The organism is Catellatospora sp. TT07R-123, assembly GCF_018327705.1.
In the GTDB taxonomy this organism is placed as follows: Bacteria; Actinomycetota; Actinomycetes; order Mycobacteriales; family Micromonosporaceae; genus Catellatospora.
Map to the genome: position 1 here is coordinate 3,955,259 of NZ_BNEM01000001.1, position 15,895 is coordinate 3,971,153.

General features: G+C 73.1%; 15 protein-coding genes. 6 read left to right on the forward strand and 9 right to left on the reverse strand.

What is annotated here, in order from left to right:
- The first annotated feature begins 71 nt into the window (after positions 1–71).
- From Cs7R123_RS16905 to Cs7R123_RS16915, 3 genes are read left to right on the forward strand one after another with little or no spacing between them, the layout of a single operon-like run.
- Entirely contained in the window at positions 72–842 is a 771-nt protein-coding gene (locus Cs7R123_RS16905) for an ATP-binding cassette domain-containing protein (protein ID WP_212827638.1), read from the forward strand.
- A complete protein-coding gene (locus tag Cs7R123_RS16910) occupies positions 839–2,098 on the forward strand; it encodes a sugar ABC transporter permease (RefSeq protein WP_212827640.1) in 1,260 nt (419 codons plus the stop codon). The genes Cs7R123_RS16905 and Cs7R123_RS16910 overlap by 4 nt, the downstream gene beginning before the upstream one ends.
- A gap of 25 nt (positions 2,099–2,123) precedes the next feature.
- Positions 2,124–3,308, forward strand: coding sequence for an ROK family protein (locus Cs7R123_RS16915; RefSeq protein WP_212827642.1), 1,185 nt, complete (start codon positions 2,124–2,126; stop codon positions 3,306–3,308).
- Between the two features lie 169 nt (positions 3,309–3,477).
- Here the strand turns inward: Cs7R123_RS16915 and Cs7R123_RS16920 are convergent, their stop codons facing one another.
- The 8 genes from Cs7R123_RS16920 to tsaB form a co-directional block, all read right to left on the reverse strand.
- A complete protein-coding gene (locus tag Cs7R123_RS16920; RefSeq protein WP_212827643.1) occupies positions 3,478–5,217 on the reverse strand; it encodes an ABC transporter ATP-binding protein in 1,740 nt (579 codons plus the stop codon).
- Positions 5,217–6,926 carry an ABC transporter ATP-binding protein gene (locus tag Cs7R123_RS16925; RefSeq protein ID WP_212827644.1) on the reverse strand — a complete coding sequence of 570 codons (1,710 nt, stop codon included), beginning with the start codon at positions 6,924–6,926 and terminating at the stop codon, positions 5,217–5,219. Before Cs7R123_RS16925 ends, Cs7R123_RS16920 begins: the two co-directional genes overlap by 1 nt.
- 97 nt (positions 6,927–7,023) lie before the next feature.
- Positions 7,024–7,710, reverse strand: coding sequence for an HAD family hydrolase (locus Cs7R123_RS16930; RefSeq protein WP_212827645.1), 687 nt, complete (start codon positions 7,708–7,710; stop codon positions 7,024–7,026).
- 70 nt (positions 7,711–7,780) lie between these two features.
- Positions 7,781–9,400, reverse strand: coding sequence for an alkaline phosphatase (locus Cs7R123_RS16935; RefSeq protein WP_212827646.1), 1,620 nt, complete (start codon positions 9,398–9,400; stop codon positions 7,781–7,783).
- A 58-nt stretch (positions 9,401–9,458) separates the two neighbouring features.
- Complete coding sequence (locus Cs7R123_RS16940) at positions 9,459–9,713, reverse strand: hypothetical protein (protein ID WP_212829222.1); 255 nt, start codon at positions 9,711–9,713, stop codon at positions 9,459–9,461.
- Positions 9,714–9,739: 26 nt separating this feature from the next.
- Positions 9,740–10,789 (reverse strand): tRNA (adenosine(37)-N6)-threonylcarbamoyltransferase complex transferase subunit TsaD, encoded by a 1,050-nt coding sequence (tsaD, locus tag Cs7R123_RS16945; RefSeq protein ID WP_212827647.1) that lies wholly within the window; start codon positions 10,787–10,789, stop codon positions 9,740–9,742.
- Positions 10,790–10,791: 2 nt separating this feature from the next.
- Positions 10,792–11,232, reverse strand: a complete 441-nt coding sequence (gene rimI / locus Cs7R123_RS16950) for a ribosomal protein S18-alanine N-acetyltransferase (protein WP_212827648.1) — start codon at positions 11,230–11,232, stop codon at positions 10,792–10,794.
- Entirely contained in the window at positions 11,229–11,942 is a 714-nt protein-coding gene (gene tsaB, locus Cs7R123_RS16955; protein WP_212827649.1) for a tRNA (adenosine(37)-N6)-threonylcarbamoyltransferase complex dimerization subunit type 1 TsaB, read from the reverse strand. Before tsaB ends, rimI begins: the two co-directional genes overlap by 4 nt.
- Positions 11,943–12,037: 95 nt before the next feature.
- Here tsaB and alr point away from each other — a divergent pair, with 95 nt between their 5' ends.
- The 3 genes from alr to tsaE are packed head-to-tail and all read left to right on the forward strand — an operon-like array spanning position 12,038 to position 14,804.
- A complete protein-coding gene (alr, locus tag Cs7R123_RS16960) occupies positions 12,038–13,177 on the forward strand; it encodes an alanine racemase (RefSeq protein WP_212827651.1) in 1,140 nt (379 codons plus the stop codon).
- Positions 13,174–14,334 carry an alpha/beta fold hydrolase gene (locus Cs7R123_RS16965; RefSeq protein WP_212827653.1) on the forward strand — a complete coding sequence of 387 codons (1,161 nt, stop codon included), beginning with the start codon at positions 13,174–13,176 and terminating at the stop codon, positions 14,332–14,334. Before alr ends, Cs7R123_RS16965 begins: the two co-directional genes overlap by 4 nt.
- Positions 14,331–14,804: a tRNA (adenosine(37)-N6)-threonylcarbamoyltransferase complex ATPase subunit type 1 TsaE gene (tsaE, locus tag Cs7R123_RS16970; protein ID WP_212827654.1), complete on the forward strand. Its 474-nt coding sequence runs from the start codon at positions 14,331–14,333 to the stop codon at positions 14,802–14,804. Before Cs7R123_RS16965 ends, tsaE begins: the two co-directional genes overlap by 4 nt.
- Positions 14,805–14,991: 187 nt before the next feature.
- On the opposite strand, the gene Cs7R123_RS16975 is transcribed toward tsaE, so the two are convergent.
- Positions 14,992–15,891 carry an endonuclease domain-containing protein gene (locus Cs7R123_RS16975; protein WP_212827656.1) on the reverse strand — a complete coding sequence of 300 codons (900 nt, stop codon included), beginning with the start codon at positions 15,889–15,891 and terminating at the stop codon, positions 14,992–14,994.
- Between the last annotated feature and the right edge of the window lie 4 nt (positions 15,892–15,895).

Here is a 15,895-nt window from a genome sequence, read left to right on the forward strand (position 1 = left end):
GGGGACCACGTCCCTGTCGGAGAAGCAGCCTGTAAGCGAATCGCAGTGACCCCCTCGAACGGAGCGCCCGTATGGGAACCCCTCTACTCGAACTGCGTGGAATCAACAAGAGCTTCGGCCCGGTGCAGGTGCTCCGGAACGTCGATTTCTCGGTCCACCCAGGCGAGGTAACCGCACTCGTCGGCGACAACGGCGCCGGCAAGTCGACGCTGGTGAAGTGCATCGGCGGCATCTACTCGACCGACTCGGGCGAGTACCTGATGGACGCCAAGCCGGTCCACGTGCACAGCCCCCGCGACGCCGCCCACCTGGGCGTCGAGATCGTCTATCAGGACCTGGCGCTCTGCGACAACCTCGACATCGTGCAGAACATGTTCCTGGGGCGCGAGCGCCGCAGCGGCATCATCCTGGACGAGCCCAGCATGGAGCAGTTGGCCGCGCAGACGCTGGCCGGGCTGTCCGTGCGGACCGTCAAGTCGGTGCGGCAGCTGGTGTCGAGCCTGTCCGGCGGGCAGCGGCAGACCGTGGCCATCGCCAAGGCCGTGCTCTGGAACAGCAAGCTGGTGATCCTCGACGAGCCCACCGCCGCGCTCGGCGTCGCCCAGACCGCCCAGGTGCTGGAGCTGGTCCGGCGGCTGGCCGACAACGGCCTCGCCGTCGTCCTCATCTCGCACAACATGAACGACGTCTTCGCCGTCTCCGACCGCATCGCCGCGCTCTACCTGGGGCAGATGGCGGCGCAGGTCAAGACGACGGACGTGACCCACGCGCAGGTGGTCGAGCTGATCACCTCCGGCCGCAGCGGCTCGCTCGGCCTCGTCGAGGAAGGGGCGGCGGCATGAGCGCCGTTACTGCCACCAGCAAGGCCCCGGCCGAGCGGGTGCCGGCCACCGACGAGAAGGCTGGCGTGTGGTCGTACACCAAGGACTACGGCCGTCGCCTGCGCGGCGGTGACCTGGGCTCGCTGCCCGCAGTCGGCGGCCTGCTCGTCCTCTGCGTGGTCTTCTCGATCGCCCGGCCGCGCTTCTTCACCCCGATCAACTTCGCCAACCTGCTGACCCAGGCCGCGCCGCTCATGATGATCGCCATGGGCCTGGTCTTCGTGCTGCTGCTGGGCGAGATCGACCTGAGCGCGGGCTTCGCCTCCGGCGTCTGCGCCGCGATCCTGGCCAAGTCGCTGGCCGAGTGGGGCATGCCCTGGTACGTCGCGATCCTGATGGCGATCGCCACCGGCATCGTGATCGGCGCGATCATCGGCTTCCTGGTCGCCAAGATCGGCATTCCGTCGTTCGTCGTGACGCTGGCCGGCTTCCTGGTGTTCCAGGGCGTGGTGCTGACCCTGCTCAAGCAGGGCACCAACATCTCGATCCGCGACACGGTGATCCTGGGCATCCAGAAGTCGAACATGAGCCCGCTCCTGGGCTGGGGCTTCGCCGCGATCGTCATCCTCGGTTACGCCGGGGTGCAGCTGTACTCGCTGGTCAACCGCCGCAAGCGCGGGCTGGCCACGGCGCCCTGGCAGATCATGGCGCTGCGCGTCGGCGGTCTGGCCGCACTGACGATCTACGCGGTCGACACCCTGAACGTCAACCGCGCGCCGGTGTTCGGCGAAGTGCGGGGCGTGCCCAACGTGGTGCCGGTGATCGCCTCCATCCTGGTGATCTGGACCTTCGTGCTGCGCCGTACCAAGTTCGGCCGGCACATCTACGCCGTGGGCGGCAACCGTGAGGCGGCCCGGCGCGCTGGTATCAACGTGGACTTCATCCGCATCTCCGCGTTCGTCATCTGCTCGGCCATGGCGGCCGTCGGCGGCATCGTCGCGGCCAGCGAGGCGGCCTCGGTCGACCCGAACACCGGCGGCTCCAACGTGCTGCTGTACGCGGTCGGCGCGGCCGTCATCGGCGGGACCAGCCTTTTCGGCGGCAAGGGTCGCGTGATCGACGCCGTGCTCGGCGGCCTGGTCATCCAGGTGATCATCAATGGCATGGGTCTGGTCGACTGGCCGGCCGGCGTCAAGTACATAATCACCGGCGGGGTGCTGCTGCTCGCCGCGAGTGTCGACGCCCTCACCCGCCGCCGCGCGGCGGCCAGCCGCTGACCTTTGCATGGCCAACGGGAGAAGCATGCGAGCGGGACCGAGCCAGGAGGAGATCCGGCGGCAGAACCTGGGCGCGTTGCTCCGTTTCGTGCACGTACGTGGTCAGATCTCCCGCGCCGAGCTCACCTCTGAACTCGGTCTCAACCGCTCCACCATCGGCGCCCTCACCGCTGACCTGGCCGGCGTCGGCCTGGTCAGCGAGGAGGCGCCACGGGAGACGGGGCGCGCCGGCCGGCCTTCGCTGGTGGTGCGCCCCTCCTCGGAACTGGTCTACGTCTACGCCGCGAGCGTGGAGGTGGACCGGATCCGGGTCGCCCGCGTCGGCCTGGGCGGCGTCGTCCTCGACCAGCGCGAGGCGGCGCGTCCACGCGGCGAGGCGATCGAGGCGGTGCGTCCGATCGCGGACTTCATCGCCGAGATGGCCGGGACCGTCGACGCCGAAGCCCGGTGCATCGGCGCGGGCATCGCCGTCTGCGGGCTGGTCCGCCGCGACGACGGCCTGGTCCGGCTCGGCCCGCACCTGGGCTGGCTGGACGAACCGCTGGGGCACGCGCTCCAGGACCGGGTGCCCGACCTGCTGCCGCAGGTCACCGTGGGCAACGTGGCGGACCTGTGCGCGCTGGCCGAGCACACCCGCGGCGTCGCCGTCGGCTGCGACAACATCATCTACGTGTACGGCGACGTCGGCGTGGGCGCCGGGATCATCGCCGGCGGCCGCCGGGTCACCGGCCACGGCGGCTACGGCGGCGAGGTCGGCCATATGGTCGTCAACCCGCACGGCCGCGCCTGCGGCTGCGGCTCACGCGGCTGCTGGGAGACCGAGATCGGCGAGTACGCCCTGCTGCGTGCCGCCGGGCGGGACGGGGAGGGCCGGATCCAGGGCGCCGAGGCGATCCTGGCCGTGGTCGACGCGGCCGCCCGCGGCGACGCGACCGCGCAGGCCGCGGTGCGGCAGGTCGGCGACTGGCTGGGCTTCGGCGTGGCCAACCTGGTCAACATCTTCAACCCGGAGCTGGTGATCTTCGGCGGCACGCTGCGGGACGTGTACCTGGCCGCCGCGGCCCAGGTGCGCAGCCGCCTGAACAGCATCAGCCTGCCCGCCACGCGCGAGCACGTCCGGCTGCGTACGCCCAAGCTGGGCCGCGACGCGGCCCTGATCGGCGCGGCGGAACTCGCCTTCGAGAACCTCCTGGCCGACCCGCTCGGCTGACCGCCCCGCCGCACCGGCCGGCGCCGCACACACCCCTCAACCCAGCTCGACTTGCCGGGCAATCGTGGGAAAGTGGCCTGTTCAAAGGCCCGATTGCCCGGCAAGTCGAGTGATCATGGGGCCGCCGCCCGGAGGCCGGGCGGGGTCGGGGTGGGGCGGGCGGGACGGGTTACGACTGCCAGGAGCGCCAGAGGGCGGCGTAGGAGCCGTCCGCCGCGACCAGTTCGTCGTGGGAGCCCAGTTCGGCGATGCGGCCGTCCTCGACCACCGCGACGCGGTCGGCGTCGTGGGCGGAGAACAGCCGGTGCGCGATCGCGACGACCGTACGCCCGTCCAGCACCGCCGCCAGCGAGCGCTCCAGGTGCCGGGCGGCGCGCGGGTCGATCAGCGACGTGGCCTCGTCGAGCACCAGCGTGTGCGGATCGGCCAGCACCAGCCGGGCCAGCGCGAGCTGCTGCGCCTGCGCCGGGGACACCTCGTGCCGGCCGCTGCCGACCTCGGTGTCCAGCCCGGCGGGCAGCTCGTCGACCCAGCCCAGCGCGTCCACCGCGACCAGGGCGGCGCGGATGTCGCCGTCGGACGCCTCCGGCCGGGCCAGGGCGAGGTTGTCGCGCAGCGTACCGGTGAAGACGTGGTGTTCCTGGGTGACCAGGGCGACGTGCCCGCGCAGCTGCTCCAGCGGCAGCTCCACCAGCGGCGCCCCGCCGACGGCGATGGTGCCGGTGCGCGGGGCGTCGATGCCCGCCAGCAGCCGGCCCAGCGTCGACTTGCCCGCCCCGGACGGCCCGACGACCGCCAGCCGCTCCCCCGGCGCCAGGGTCAGGTCGACCCCGTGCAGCACGTCGCGGCCCTCGGTGTACGCGTACCGCACGTCGGTCGCGGTGAGCCGCTCGGAGTCCGGCACCGCCCCGGTGACGGCCCGGTCGTCGCCGATCTCGGCCACGCCCAGCAGCCGGGCCAGCGACGCCGCGCCGACCTGGAGCTCGTCGGCCCAGCCGAGCAGCCGGTCGACCGGCTCGATGAGCTGCTGCACCAGGAACACCGCAGTGACGACCTGGCCCAGCTCGACCCAGCCCTGGGTGTAGCACCAGCCGCCGAAGAACAGCGTGGCGACGACCGGGGTGGTGAAGCCCAGGTCGACGACGGGCCAGAAGACGGTGCGCAGGTTCAGCGTGGCGGTCTCGGCCTTGAACTGCTCGTGCAGGTCGCGGTCGGTGCGGCGGCGACGGCGCGCGACCGTGCCCAGCGCCTCGGTGGTGCGGGCGCCGTCGAGGGTCTCGGTCAGCCCGTCGATGACCTCGGCGGAGGCGGCGTTCTCGCGCAGGTACGCCTTGGTGGCGCGACGGAAGTACCAGCGGGACGCCGCGACGATGAACGGGACGCCGACCAGGCAGCCGATCGCCAGCACCGGCGACAGCCAGACCAGCGCGCCCGCGGTGAGCACCAGGGTGACCAGCGCGATCAGGGTCTCCGGCACGCCGCGGCGGACGCTGTGCGACAGCTGCGCCACGTCGCGGCTGGTCCGGGTGACCAGGTCGCCGGTGCCCGCCCGCTCCACGGTGGACAGCGGGATGGCCAGCACCCGGTCGACGAACTCCTCGCGCAGCTCGGCGAGCACCCGCTCGCCCAGGTTGGCCGAGGAGAACGCGGCGAAGCGCACCAGCACCGCCTGCACGACGACGAAGGTGACCAGCCCGATCGCGATCCGGTCGATCGAGCCGACGCCGGTGCCCTTCTGGATCCCGTCCACCAGCCGCCCCAGCAGGTACGGCGTGACCAGGCCCGCCAGGGCGGCCAGGCCGTGCAGGCCGATGACGGCCGACAGCTGGCCCGGGTGGCGCGACATCAGCCTGCGGGCATACCGGCGGACCGCCGCGGTGTCCGCCACGGGCAGCACGACGCGTGCCATCAGTCCACACTCCTCGTGACCACGGCCCGGTAGCGGGGCTCGCTCGACAGCAGTTCGCGGTGGGTGCCCTCGGCCGTGACCTTGCCGTCCTCGACGAAGACGACGTGGTCGGCCCGGTCCAGCAGCAGCGGGCTGGTGCTGGCGATCAGGGTGGTGCGCCCGGCGCGGGCGGCGCCGAGGCGCTGCGCGATCCGGGCCTCGGTGTGCGCGTCGACGGCGCTCGTCGGCTCCACCATGATCAGGATCGGCGGGTCGGACAGCAGCGCGCGGGCCAGCCGCAGCCGCTGCTGCTGGCCGCCGGAGAACTCGCGGCCGCGCTCGGCGACGAACGAGTCCAGCCCGTCGGGCAGCGCCTCGACGATGTCCTCGGCGCTGGCCGCGTGCAGCGCGGCGGTGATCCGGGCGTCGTCGGCCTGGCCGGGCTCGCAGCCGTGGTCGAGCTCGTCGCGCAGCGGACCGCTGAACAGGCGCGCGTTGTTGTCGGCGACCATGACACGGGCACGCACGTCGGTGCGGGTGGCCGCCGACAGCGGCACGCCGCCCAGCGTCACCTCGCCCTCGGCGTACCGGCCGAGCCGGTCGGCGATCTCGATGGCGTCCTCGGGGCGGTCTGCGGCCAGCATCGTCAGCGCGCCGGGGCGCAGCGACAGGCCGGAACGGACGTCGGCCAGCACCCCGGCCTCGGGCAGCGCGACCGGCTGCGCCGGGTCGGCGATCTCCGGCTCCAGGCGCAGCACCTTGAGCACCCGGCCCGCCGAGACGTGGCCGCGGGTCATCTTGTCCAGCATCTCGGCCAGGGTGCGCATCGGCACGACCAGGAACGCGGCGTACCCGTAGAAGCTCGCGAGCTCCCCCGCGGTGATCTCCCCGGCGGCGGCGTAGCGGGCGCCCAGCCAGGTGACCAGGGCCAGGAACAGTCCCGGCATCAGCACCTGGATCGCCTCCAGCAGCGAGTCGACCCGCCCGGCGCGTACGCCCGCGGCCCGCAGCAGTTGCGACTGCTCCCGGTAGCGGGCCGAGAAGACCTGCTCGCCGCCGATGCCGCGCAGCACCCGCAGCCCGGCCACGATGTCGGTGGCCCGCCCGGTCAGCGCGCCCTGCTGGTCGCGGTATGCCTGCTGGCGCCGGTGCAGCGGCTTGATGAGCAGGCTGACCACGGCCATCTGCACCGGCACGCCGATCAGCACCACCAGGCCGAGCTTGACCGAGGAGGTCAGCAGGATCGTGGTCACCACGATCAGGGTGATCACCGCCGCCGAGCCGCGCGCGGTGATGTCCAGCGCGTGGCCGATGTGGCTGGTGTCGGCGGCGCCGATGGCCACGACCTCGCCGGTGGCCAGCCGCTTGGGCAGCGTGGCGCCCAGCTTGTTGGCGTGCGCGACGGTGATCTGGACGGTGCGGAAGCTCGACGCCATCCAGTTGAAGACCGCGTTGCGGTGGCGCATGATGCCCGCCGCCGCCTGCACGAGCCCCAGCAGCAGGAAAGCCCCGGCCCAGCGGGCCAGGGCGGTGGTGTCGCGGCTGGTGACTCCGGCGTCGATGGCCTTGCCGATGACCATCGGGATCAGCGCGCCGGTGACCATCCAGACGATGCCGAACATCATGCCGAAGGCGATGGTGCGCCACTGCTGCTTGGCCAGCCACCACAGATAGTGGGCGGCTGACCTGCTGTCCGGTGTGCCGGGATCGGCGAAAGGTAAGGAACGCATAGCGGCGATGAACTTACTCGCCGGACCCCGCGCCGCGCCACCGATTATTTACCGCCTTTTGTGGATGATCAACGCAATTGTCACCCGGACGGCGTGGTCATTCGAAGCGCCAGCCCGGCAGCTCGGCGAGGCTGCCGACGGTCGCCCCGGTCCAGGTCGGGTCGGTGTCGGCGAACTCGGTGGTGCGCACCGCGCGCATGCCCAGCGCCACCGCCGCCGCCAGCTCGCCGCTGTCGCCGTCGCCGACGTACAGGCAGTCCTGCGGGGCGACGCCCAGGTCGCCGCAGACCTTGAGGAAGATGACCGGGTCCGGCTTGGTCACGCCGAGCTCGCACGAGAAGCCCGCCGCCGTGAAGCGCGGCGCCATCGGCTGGCCCGGCCACAGCGTCACCGTCTCCGCCGAGCAGTTGCTGACCAGGCCCAGCCGGTGCCCGCGGGCCCGCAGCGCGTCCAGCACCGACAGCGTCGCGGCGCTGGGCCACAGCACCTCGCGGGTGAACCGCAGCCGGGTCACCTCCGCGAAGCGCACCTGCGCCGAGGTCGGCTCGCCGCCCAGCCGGTGCGCCAGCGTACGGATGGTCTCGTCGAGGTTGCCGAGCTCGCCGCGCATCCGCTCCCGCATCGTGCCGCGGAACAGCACCGCGAACGCGTCCGCGTCGACGCCGAGCGCGCGGCCCATCTGGCGGCTGACCTCGTCGCGCGCCGCCTGCGGGCGGTCGGGCACCAGTGTCTGGAAGAGGTCGAAGAGCACCACGCCGCGCTGCGCGTTCCGGTAGTCCAGCACGCGCGCAGGCTACCGGAGTCGATGGCCGAAGGGGACTCCTCCGCATCGGCAGATCCGCTGCTGGCACGCGTCACGCCGGTGGCGGCACAGGCTCTGCGGGCATCGGGCGCAGGTAGCGCTGCCGCGGCCCCGGCACCCCGTCGGCGACGGCGAAACGGGCCTTGAGCAGGGCCGGCGCACCCGGCTGCGACACCCGGTCCAGGGTGAGGAAGTCGGCGGTCAGCTCGGCTGCGGTGAGCGTGGCGCGTACGAAGCCGCGCTGGTTGTTGTGGAAGCGCAGGTGCGGGTTGTTCGCGAAGAACGGGTGCGCCGACGGCTCCGAGTCCACGCCGTCCCCGCCGGTCGTCAGCGACGTGGCCACCAGTTCCGAGCCGACGGCCGGGGCGTGCGGGTCGTCGAAGTCGCGTTTGACGTCGCTGGCCCAGTGCGAGTGCACGTCCCCGGTGAGCACCACGGCGTTGCGCACGTGCGCCCAGGCGTCGACGACCCGGCCGCGGCAGGCGGCGTACCCGTCCCAGGCGTCCATGCTGGTGCTCCTGGTCGCGTCCGGGTTCTTGTCCCGCTGCGAGAAGAAGACCTGCTGGCCCAGAATGTCCCAGCCCGCGGTGCTGGCCGCCAGCCCGCCGAGCAGCCAGCGCTCCTGGTCGGCGCCGAGGATGGTGCGCGCGGGGTCCATGGCCTGCGGGCAGATCCGGTAGCCGTCGCCGCAGGCCTGGTCGTCGCGGAACTGGCGCGTGTCGAGCAGGTGGAACGTGGCCAGCCGCCCCCAGCCGACCCGGCGGAACAGCCGCAGCGTGCTCGCCGGGACCCCGGGCACCGGCACGGCCGCCGCCCGCAGCGGCATGTTCTCGTAGTACGCCCGCAGCGCCGCGTCGCGCCGGGCCGGGAACGCCGGATCGGGCTGCATCGGCGTCAGCCCGGCCCAGTTGTTGGCGACCTCGTGGTCGTCGGGCACCGCCAGCCACGGTGCCGTCGCGTGCGCCGCCTGGAGGTCCGGGTCCAGCTTGTACTGCGCGTGCCGCCGCCGGTAGTCGGCCAGCGTCCGGGTCTGCGGCGAGGTGTGGTCGCGGACGTTGCCGCTGGGGGCGTTGTAGTAGTGCGGGGCGTACTCGTAGATGTAGTCGCCCAGGTGCAGGATCAGCTCCGGCTCGGCCTCGGCGACCCGGCGGTAGCCGGTGAACCAGCCGTGCTCGTACTCGGCGCAGGACATGAAGGCGAAGGAGAGCAGTGCGGGCTGCTCGGCCGGGCGCGGGGCGGTGCGGGTGCGGCCCGTCGGCGAGTACCAGCCGCCGAGCCGGAACCGGTAGAAGTACTCCCGCCCCGGTTCCAGCCCCGACAGCTCCACGTGCACGCTGTGCGCCCAGGACGGCTCGGCCCAGGCGGTGCCCGACGCGGCGAGGCCGGCGAAGCGGTCGTCGGCGGCGACCTGCCACTCCACCTCGTACGGCTGGTCGGCCATGCCGCCGCGGCCGTCCTCGTTCAGGGGTGAGCAGGCCAGCCGGGTCCAGATGACGAACCCATCCGGGGACGGGTCGCCCGAGGCCACGCCGAGGGTGAACGGGTCGGTGCGCGGTGCCAGCGTGCTGCCGCCCGGACCGCGCGCGATCGCGGGCGAGCCGAGCAGGGCCGCGGCGGCGGCCGATCCCAGCAGCAGAATGGTGCGGCGCGTGGCCCGGCCCGTGGTAGACACGTGCCCAGGATCGCTTGATCATGTAGCCGGTCCCGGGCACCACGCCGACGAGCTGCGGTTACCGGTCCACCGGGGTGAAGTCCCAGACGTGCGCCGAGCGCGCGGCCAGCCCCTCGGGCGGGGCGGGCAGGTCCATCGGCTCGCCGCGCCAGCGGGAGATCACCACCACGCGCAGGTCGGTGGAGGAGAAGACCTCGCTGGCGACGTGCCGGGGCTCGACCTCCAGCCGCGGCACGGCCACGTCGCACACCCAGTTCAGCAGGTCGGTGAAGGAGCGCGGGTAGGCGCGCACCTCCCACATCCGCACGATCACTTCGTCGTCCCCGGCATCGGGCAAAGCTACACCCCCACAACGGTCAGGGGCATCGCGGAGTCGGCCGGGAAGTCCAGCTTGGACGGTATGGCTCCGGCGGCGACCAGATGCGAGCCGAGCGCGGCCACCATGGCGCCGTTGTCGGTGCACAGCTTGGGCCGCGGCACCCGCACGGTGATGCCGTACTTCGCGGCCCGCTCGGCCGCCATCACCTTCAGCCGCGAGTTGGCCGCCACGCCGCCGCCCAGCACCAGGGTGTCGATGCCCTCGGCCCGGCAGGCGTCGATCGCCTTCATGGTCAGCACGTCGCAGACCGCGTCCTGGAACGCGGCGGCCACGTCGTTGACCGGCACCGGCTCGCCGGACCGCTCGCGCGCCTCGACCCAGCGGGCCACGGCGGTCTTCAGGCCGGAGAAGGAGAAGTCGAACCGGTGCTCGACCAGGTCGCGGGGGCCGGTCAGGCCGCGCGGGAAGCTGATCGACAGCGGGTCGCCGTCGCGCGCCGCGCGGTCGATCGGCGGGCCGCCCGGGAACGGCATGCCCAGCAGCCGGGCCACCTTGTCGAACGCCTCCCCGGCCGCGTCGTCGATGGTCGCGCCCAGCGGCGTCACGCCCTTGGCCAGGTCGTCGACGCGCAACAGCGAGGAGTGGCCGCCGGAGACCAGCAGCGCGATCGCGGGCTCGGGCAGCGGCCCGTGCTCCAGGGTGTCCACCGCGACGTGCGCGGCCAGGTGGTTCACGCCGTAGATCGGCTTGTCGGCCGCCAGCGCCAGGCCCTTGGCCCCGGCGACGCCGACCAGCAGCGCCCCGGCCAGGCCGGGACCAGCGGTCACCGCGATGGCGTCGATGTCGGCCAGGGTCACCCCGGCCTCGTCCAGGGCCCGGTGCAGCGTCGGCACCAGGGCCTCCAGGTGCGCCCGGCTGGCCACCTCGGGCACCACGCCGCCGTAACGGGCGTGCTCGTCCACGCTGGAGGCGAGCGCGTCGGCGAGCAGCGTGTGCCCGCGGACGATGCCGACGCCGGTCTCGTCGCAGCTGCTCTCGATCCCGAGCACCAGCGGTTCGTTGATGGTCATGCTCAGTCTTCGTCCCGTCTCATCACCAGGGCGTCGGTGTTGCTGGGCTGGTAGTAGCCGCGGCGCAACCCGATCACCTCGAAGCCGTGCGTGGCGTACAGCCGCTGCGCCGCCGCGTTGTCGGCGGCCACCTCCAGCAGCACCTGCTTGACGTGGTGGCGGCGGCCCTCGGCCAGCAGCGCCTCCATCAGAGCCCGGCCGATGCCGCGCCGCTGCGCGTCGCGGCGCACCGCGATGTTGTTGATCCAGCCCTCACCCTGCCCGACCGCGAGCCCGCCGTAGCCCAGCACGGCGCCGTCGTCGTCGGTGGCGATCAGGTAGTGGTGGCCGTTGGCCAGCTCGTTCCAGAACATGGCGGCGGTCCACTGCTCGGCGCCGAACAGGTCGCCCTCGATCGGCAGCAGCTCCTCGATCTGCCACCAGCGCAGCCGGTCGATCTTCATCGGCGGCCCGCGGTGAGCTTGGCACCGGCCTCCGACTGCTCGGCGGGCGACAGCGCGGCCTTGCGCGCCGCCGGCTCGACCGCGTCGGGCCGACGCAGGTAGAGCGGGGTCAGCGGCTCGGTCGGGGCCTTGGCACGGACCCGCTCGGCGGCCAGCTCCGCCAGGGCCAGCGGATCCGGGTACAGGACGGCGCCGGGTGTGATCCCGAGCACGTCGGCGTAGCGCTGCGCGCCCTCGCCTACGGCGTGGGTCACGCCGTAGGTCGTCAGCCGGTTGACGATGTCGGCGGGCTTGTCGACGGCCGGGCCGGTCAGCGCGGTGCCGTCGGCGTAGACGGCCCAGTAGACCTCGCGGCGGCGGGCGTCGGTCGCGACCAGGGCCTTTCCGGTGGTACGGGCACCGAACGCGTCGAGCGTGCACACGCCGTACGCCGGAATCCCGAGCCCGGCCTGGAACACCGCGGCCGTCATCAGCCCCACCCGCAGCCCCGTGAAGGGCCCGGGGCCGACCCCGGCCACCACCGCGCCCAGGTCCCGGGGCTTGGCCCCGGCCTCGGCGAGCACCGCGTCGATCTGCGGCGCGAGCAGCTCGCCATGGGCGCGCCCGTCCACCGCCGCCCGCGCGGCCACCTGGCGGACCTCGTCCGCACCGATCTCCACCAGCGCGGCCGTCACCGCAGGGGTCGCCGTATCCACCACCAGCACCAGCACCCCTCCACCCTACTGTCCCGCCCTCGGCGTCCCATCGAGCGCCGGGTCGCTGTGCCGCCGAAGTGGCCCGCGTACTGCTGGGTAGGCTGGTACGCATGTGGCAGGCCGACGCTCAGTCCCAGGTCCTGGTCGACCTCGACGCGATCAGCGCGAATGTGCGGACGCTGCGCGCGGGCACGACGGCCCAGGTCATGGCCGTGGTCAAGGGCGACGGCTACGGGCACGGCATGGTCGCCGCCGCCCGCGCGGCGCTGCTCGGCGGCGCCTCCTGGCTCGGCGTGTGCACGCTGGAGGAGGCCTTCGGGCTGCGCGACGCGATGATCACCGCCCCGGTCCTGTCCTGGCTGTGGCTGCCCGGCCAGGCGCTGGCCCGCGCGATCGAGCGCGACGTGGACCTGAGCGTGGCCGGACAGGTGCACCTCGCCGCGGTCCTGGACGCGGCCCGCGAGTCCGGGCGCACCGCCCGCGTCCACCTCAAGATCGATACCGGGCTGTCCCGGGGCGGCGCCACCACGCTGGAGTGGCCGCAGCTGGTCGAGGCCGCCGCGAAGGCCCAGGCCGACGGGCTGGTCGAGATCGTCGGCATCTGGAGCCACTTCGTCTACGCCGACGCCCCCGGCCACGCCACCACCGACGCGCAGCTGGCCGCGTTCACCGAGGCGCTCGACACCGCGCAGCGGCTCGGCGTCGAACCGCAGCTGCGCCACATCGCCAACTCCGCGGCCGTGCTGACCCGCCCCGACACCCACTTCGACCTGGTCCGCCCCGGCATCGCCGTGTACGGACTGTCCCCCGTCGACGACCCGGCCATCCGCGCCGCACTGCGCCCGGCGATGACCGCGCACGCGCGGGTGCTGCTGGTCAAGCGCCTGGCCGCCGGGCAGGGCATCTCGTACGGGCACACGTACACCACCAGCCGCGACACCACCGTGGCGCTGGTGCCGCTCGGCTACGCCGACGGGGTGCCCCGGCACGCCTCCAACACCGGCCCGGTGCAGCTCAACGGCGGCCGGTTCACCGTCTCCGGCCGGGTCTGCATGGACCAGTTCGTGGTCGACGTCGGCGACACCGAGGTGGCCATCGGCGACGAGGTGGTGCTGTTCGGGCCGGGCGACCGGGGCGAGCCGACCGCCGACGACTGGGCCGAGGCCGTCGGCACCATCAACTACGAGATCGTCACCCGGTTCGGCAGCGTCCGGGTGCCCCGGGTCTACCGAGGTGGTTCCTCCTCATGAGCACGTCGACCCCCTCGGACGTCAAACCCGCCGCCAAGACCGACAAGGCCCCGACCTCCGGGCGCCGCCGCGCCGGGGTCGTCGGCGCCGTCATCGGCGTCGCCGCCGCCGGGGTCGCGGCGGGCATCGCCGTCGAGCGCCTGGTGGTGCGGCGGACCCGCAAGTCCGACGCCGACCCGTACGCCGACGAGCCCTTCGGGCGGCTGCCGTACGACGAGACCACGACCGTCAGCACCGCCGACGGCGTCGAGCTGCACGTCGAGATCGTCGAACCGGTCGACGGCGTCGCCGTCGAACTCGGGCCGCCCACGACGCCGACCACGCCGACCCTGGTGTTCGTGCACGGCTTCTGCCTCGACCAGGGCACCTTCCACTTCCAGCGGCAGGCCCTGGACCGGCTCGGCGAGCACCGGATGGTCTTCTTCGACCAGCCTGGCCACGGCCTGTCCGGCACCCTGTCCGACGGCGGCGAGTACGAGCTGCCCGCCCTCGGCGAGGCGCTGTACGACGTGATCAAGGCGACCGTCCCCACCGGCCCGCTCGTCCTGATCGGCCACTCCATGGGCGGCATGGCCATCATGGCCTTCGCCGAGCAGCACCCCGAGATGTTCGTCGACCGCGTCGTCGGCACGGTGCTGATCGCCACCTCCGGCGGCCAGATCGACGGCCAGGGCGGCTTCTACGGCCTGCCCGCCATCATCAACCGGACCAGCGGCCCGCTGCTCGGGCTGCTCACCGGGGCGGCCCGGATCACCGGCCCGATGATCGACAAGGCGCGGCAGGCCGGCACCGACCTCGCCTGGCTGCTCACCCGCCGCTACGGCTTCGGCGGCGAAAAGCCCAGCCCGGCCCTGGTGTCGTACGTGGAGCAGATGAACTCGCGCACCACCACCGAGACCGTCGCCCGCTACCTGCGCACCATCAACAGCCACGCCCGCTACCCCGCGCTGCGCGCCCTCAACCGGGTGCCGGTGCTGGTCGTCTGCGGCGACTGCGACATGATCACCCCGCAGGCGCACTCGGAGGAGATCTGCCGCCTGCTGCCGCACGCCAAGCTCGTGATCATCCCCGAGAGCGGGCACGTGACCATGCTGGAGCACGCGCCCGAGGTCAACGCCGCGCTCATCGACTTCCTGGACGCGCTGGAGCAGAAATGATCCTTCCCACCGCCAACGACACCCGCGCCTTCGGCGTGCGCCTGGCCGAGGTGCTGCAACCCGGCGACCTGGTCGTGCTCAGCGGCCCGCTCGGCGCGGGCAAGACCGCCCTGGCCCAGGGCGTCGGCCAGGGCCTGCGCGTGCAGGGCACCGTCACCTCGCCGACCTTCGTGATCGCCCGGGTGCACCGGCCCGACCTGGCCGCCGGGGGCAGCCTGCCGATGGTGCACGTGGACGCGTACCGGCTCGGCGCCATGACCGACCCCCGCGCCCAGGTCGACGACCTCGACCTCGACGCCTCCGTCGACGACTCGGTGACCCTGGTGGAATGGGGCGAGGGCATGGTCGAGCAGCTCGCCGACTCGCACCTGGAAGTCCGCATCACCCGGCACCCCGACGACACCCGCGAGGTCGCCCTCATCCCCCACGGCGGCACCTGGCCCACCCGCCTGACCACCCTGACCACCTGACCCGTCCCCGTCCAAGCGGGACGGCGCGAGGGCGCGCGGGCGCGGGGCACGTGCGGCAAGATCGCTTCACTTTCGGGGAAAGTGCTGGAATCTTGGCCGGAATTCGTGCACTTTCCCCGAAAGTGCACGAATCTTGACTCACCTAAAGCGCGGCGTCCTGGGCCCACCCACGGTGCGGCGGCGCGGGTCATCGGTGCCAGCCTCGGGTGGTGAGGGCGTGGGCGACCTCCGCGACGAAGCCGCCGAAGTCGGTGCGCAGGCGCTGGGCGGTGAGGTGCAGGACGATCCAGTCCTGGCCGACGAGGTCGTTGAGGCGGCGCCGGTCGCGGTGGAACTGGTCGGCCTGCGCGTGCCATACGCCGTCGTATTCGACCGCGACCCGGTACCTCGGCCAGGCCAGGTCGACGCGGGCGATGAAACGGCCGGCGGCGTCGATGACGTGCTGGGTGACCGGGCGGGGCAGGCCCGCCAGCACCAGGCCGACCCGGGTGCGCGACTCCGGCGGGGAGGCCGCCCCGCCGTCGGCGAGTCCGGTCACGGCGGCGAAGCGGCGGCCGCCGCGCACCTCGATCCGGAGGTCGGCCTGTTCGGCGAGCGCGTCCGCCTTGACCGCGCCGAGGCCCAGCAGCGCGTCGACCTGGACCACGGCCTCGACGAGGTCGTGCCACTGGGCCAGGTCCCAGCAGGTGCGCAGGGGTGAGGTCACCGTGAGCCGGCGGGATTCGATCGCCTCGCCGTCGGCTAGCTCCGCGGTATGCACTCGGAGGCCGTGCACCGGACCGAACCGGTGGCCGGGCGGGATGAGCACGTCGACCGGATCGTCCTCGCCGGGTGCCGGTCCACCGTGGATCGCCACGGCGGAGCGTCCGGCGATCACCGCCTGCGGCGGCAGCAGCCACCGGGCCGCCGCCTTGCACCGCGACTCGTGCGAGAACGTGGTCGCCGCGTCGGCGTAGACGCCGCGGAACAGCGGCCGCCACGCCTTGCTGCGCAGCTCGCCCTTGGTCAGGATCCCGGACGAGATCACTTCGGCGGCGGAGAAGATGTGCCCGACCAGTTCCTGCGGGCGCCTCGGATTACGCGACACCCCC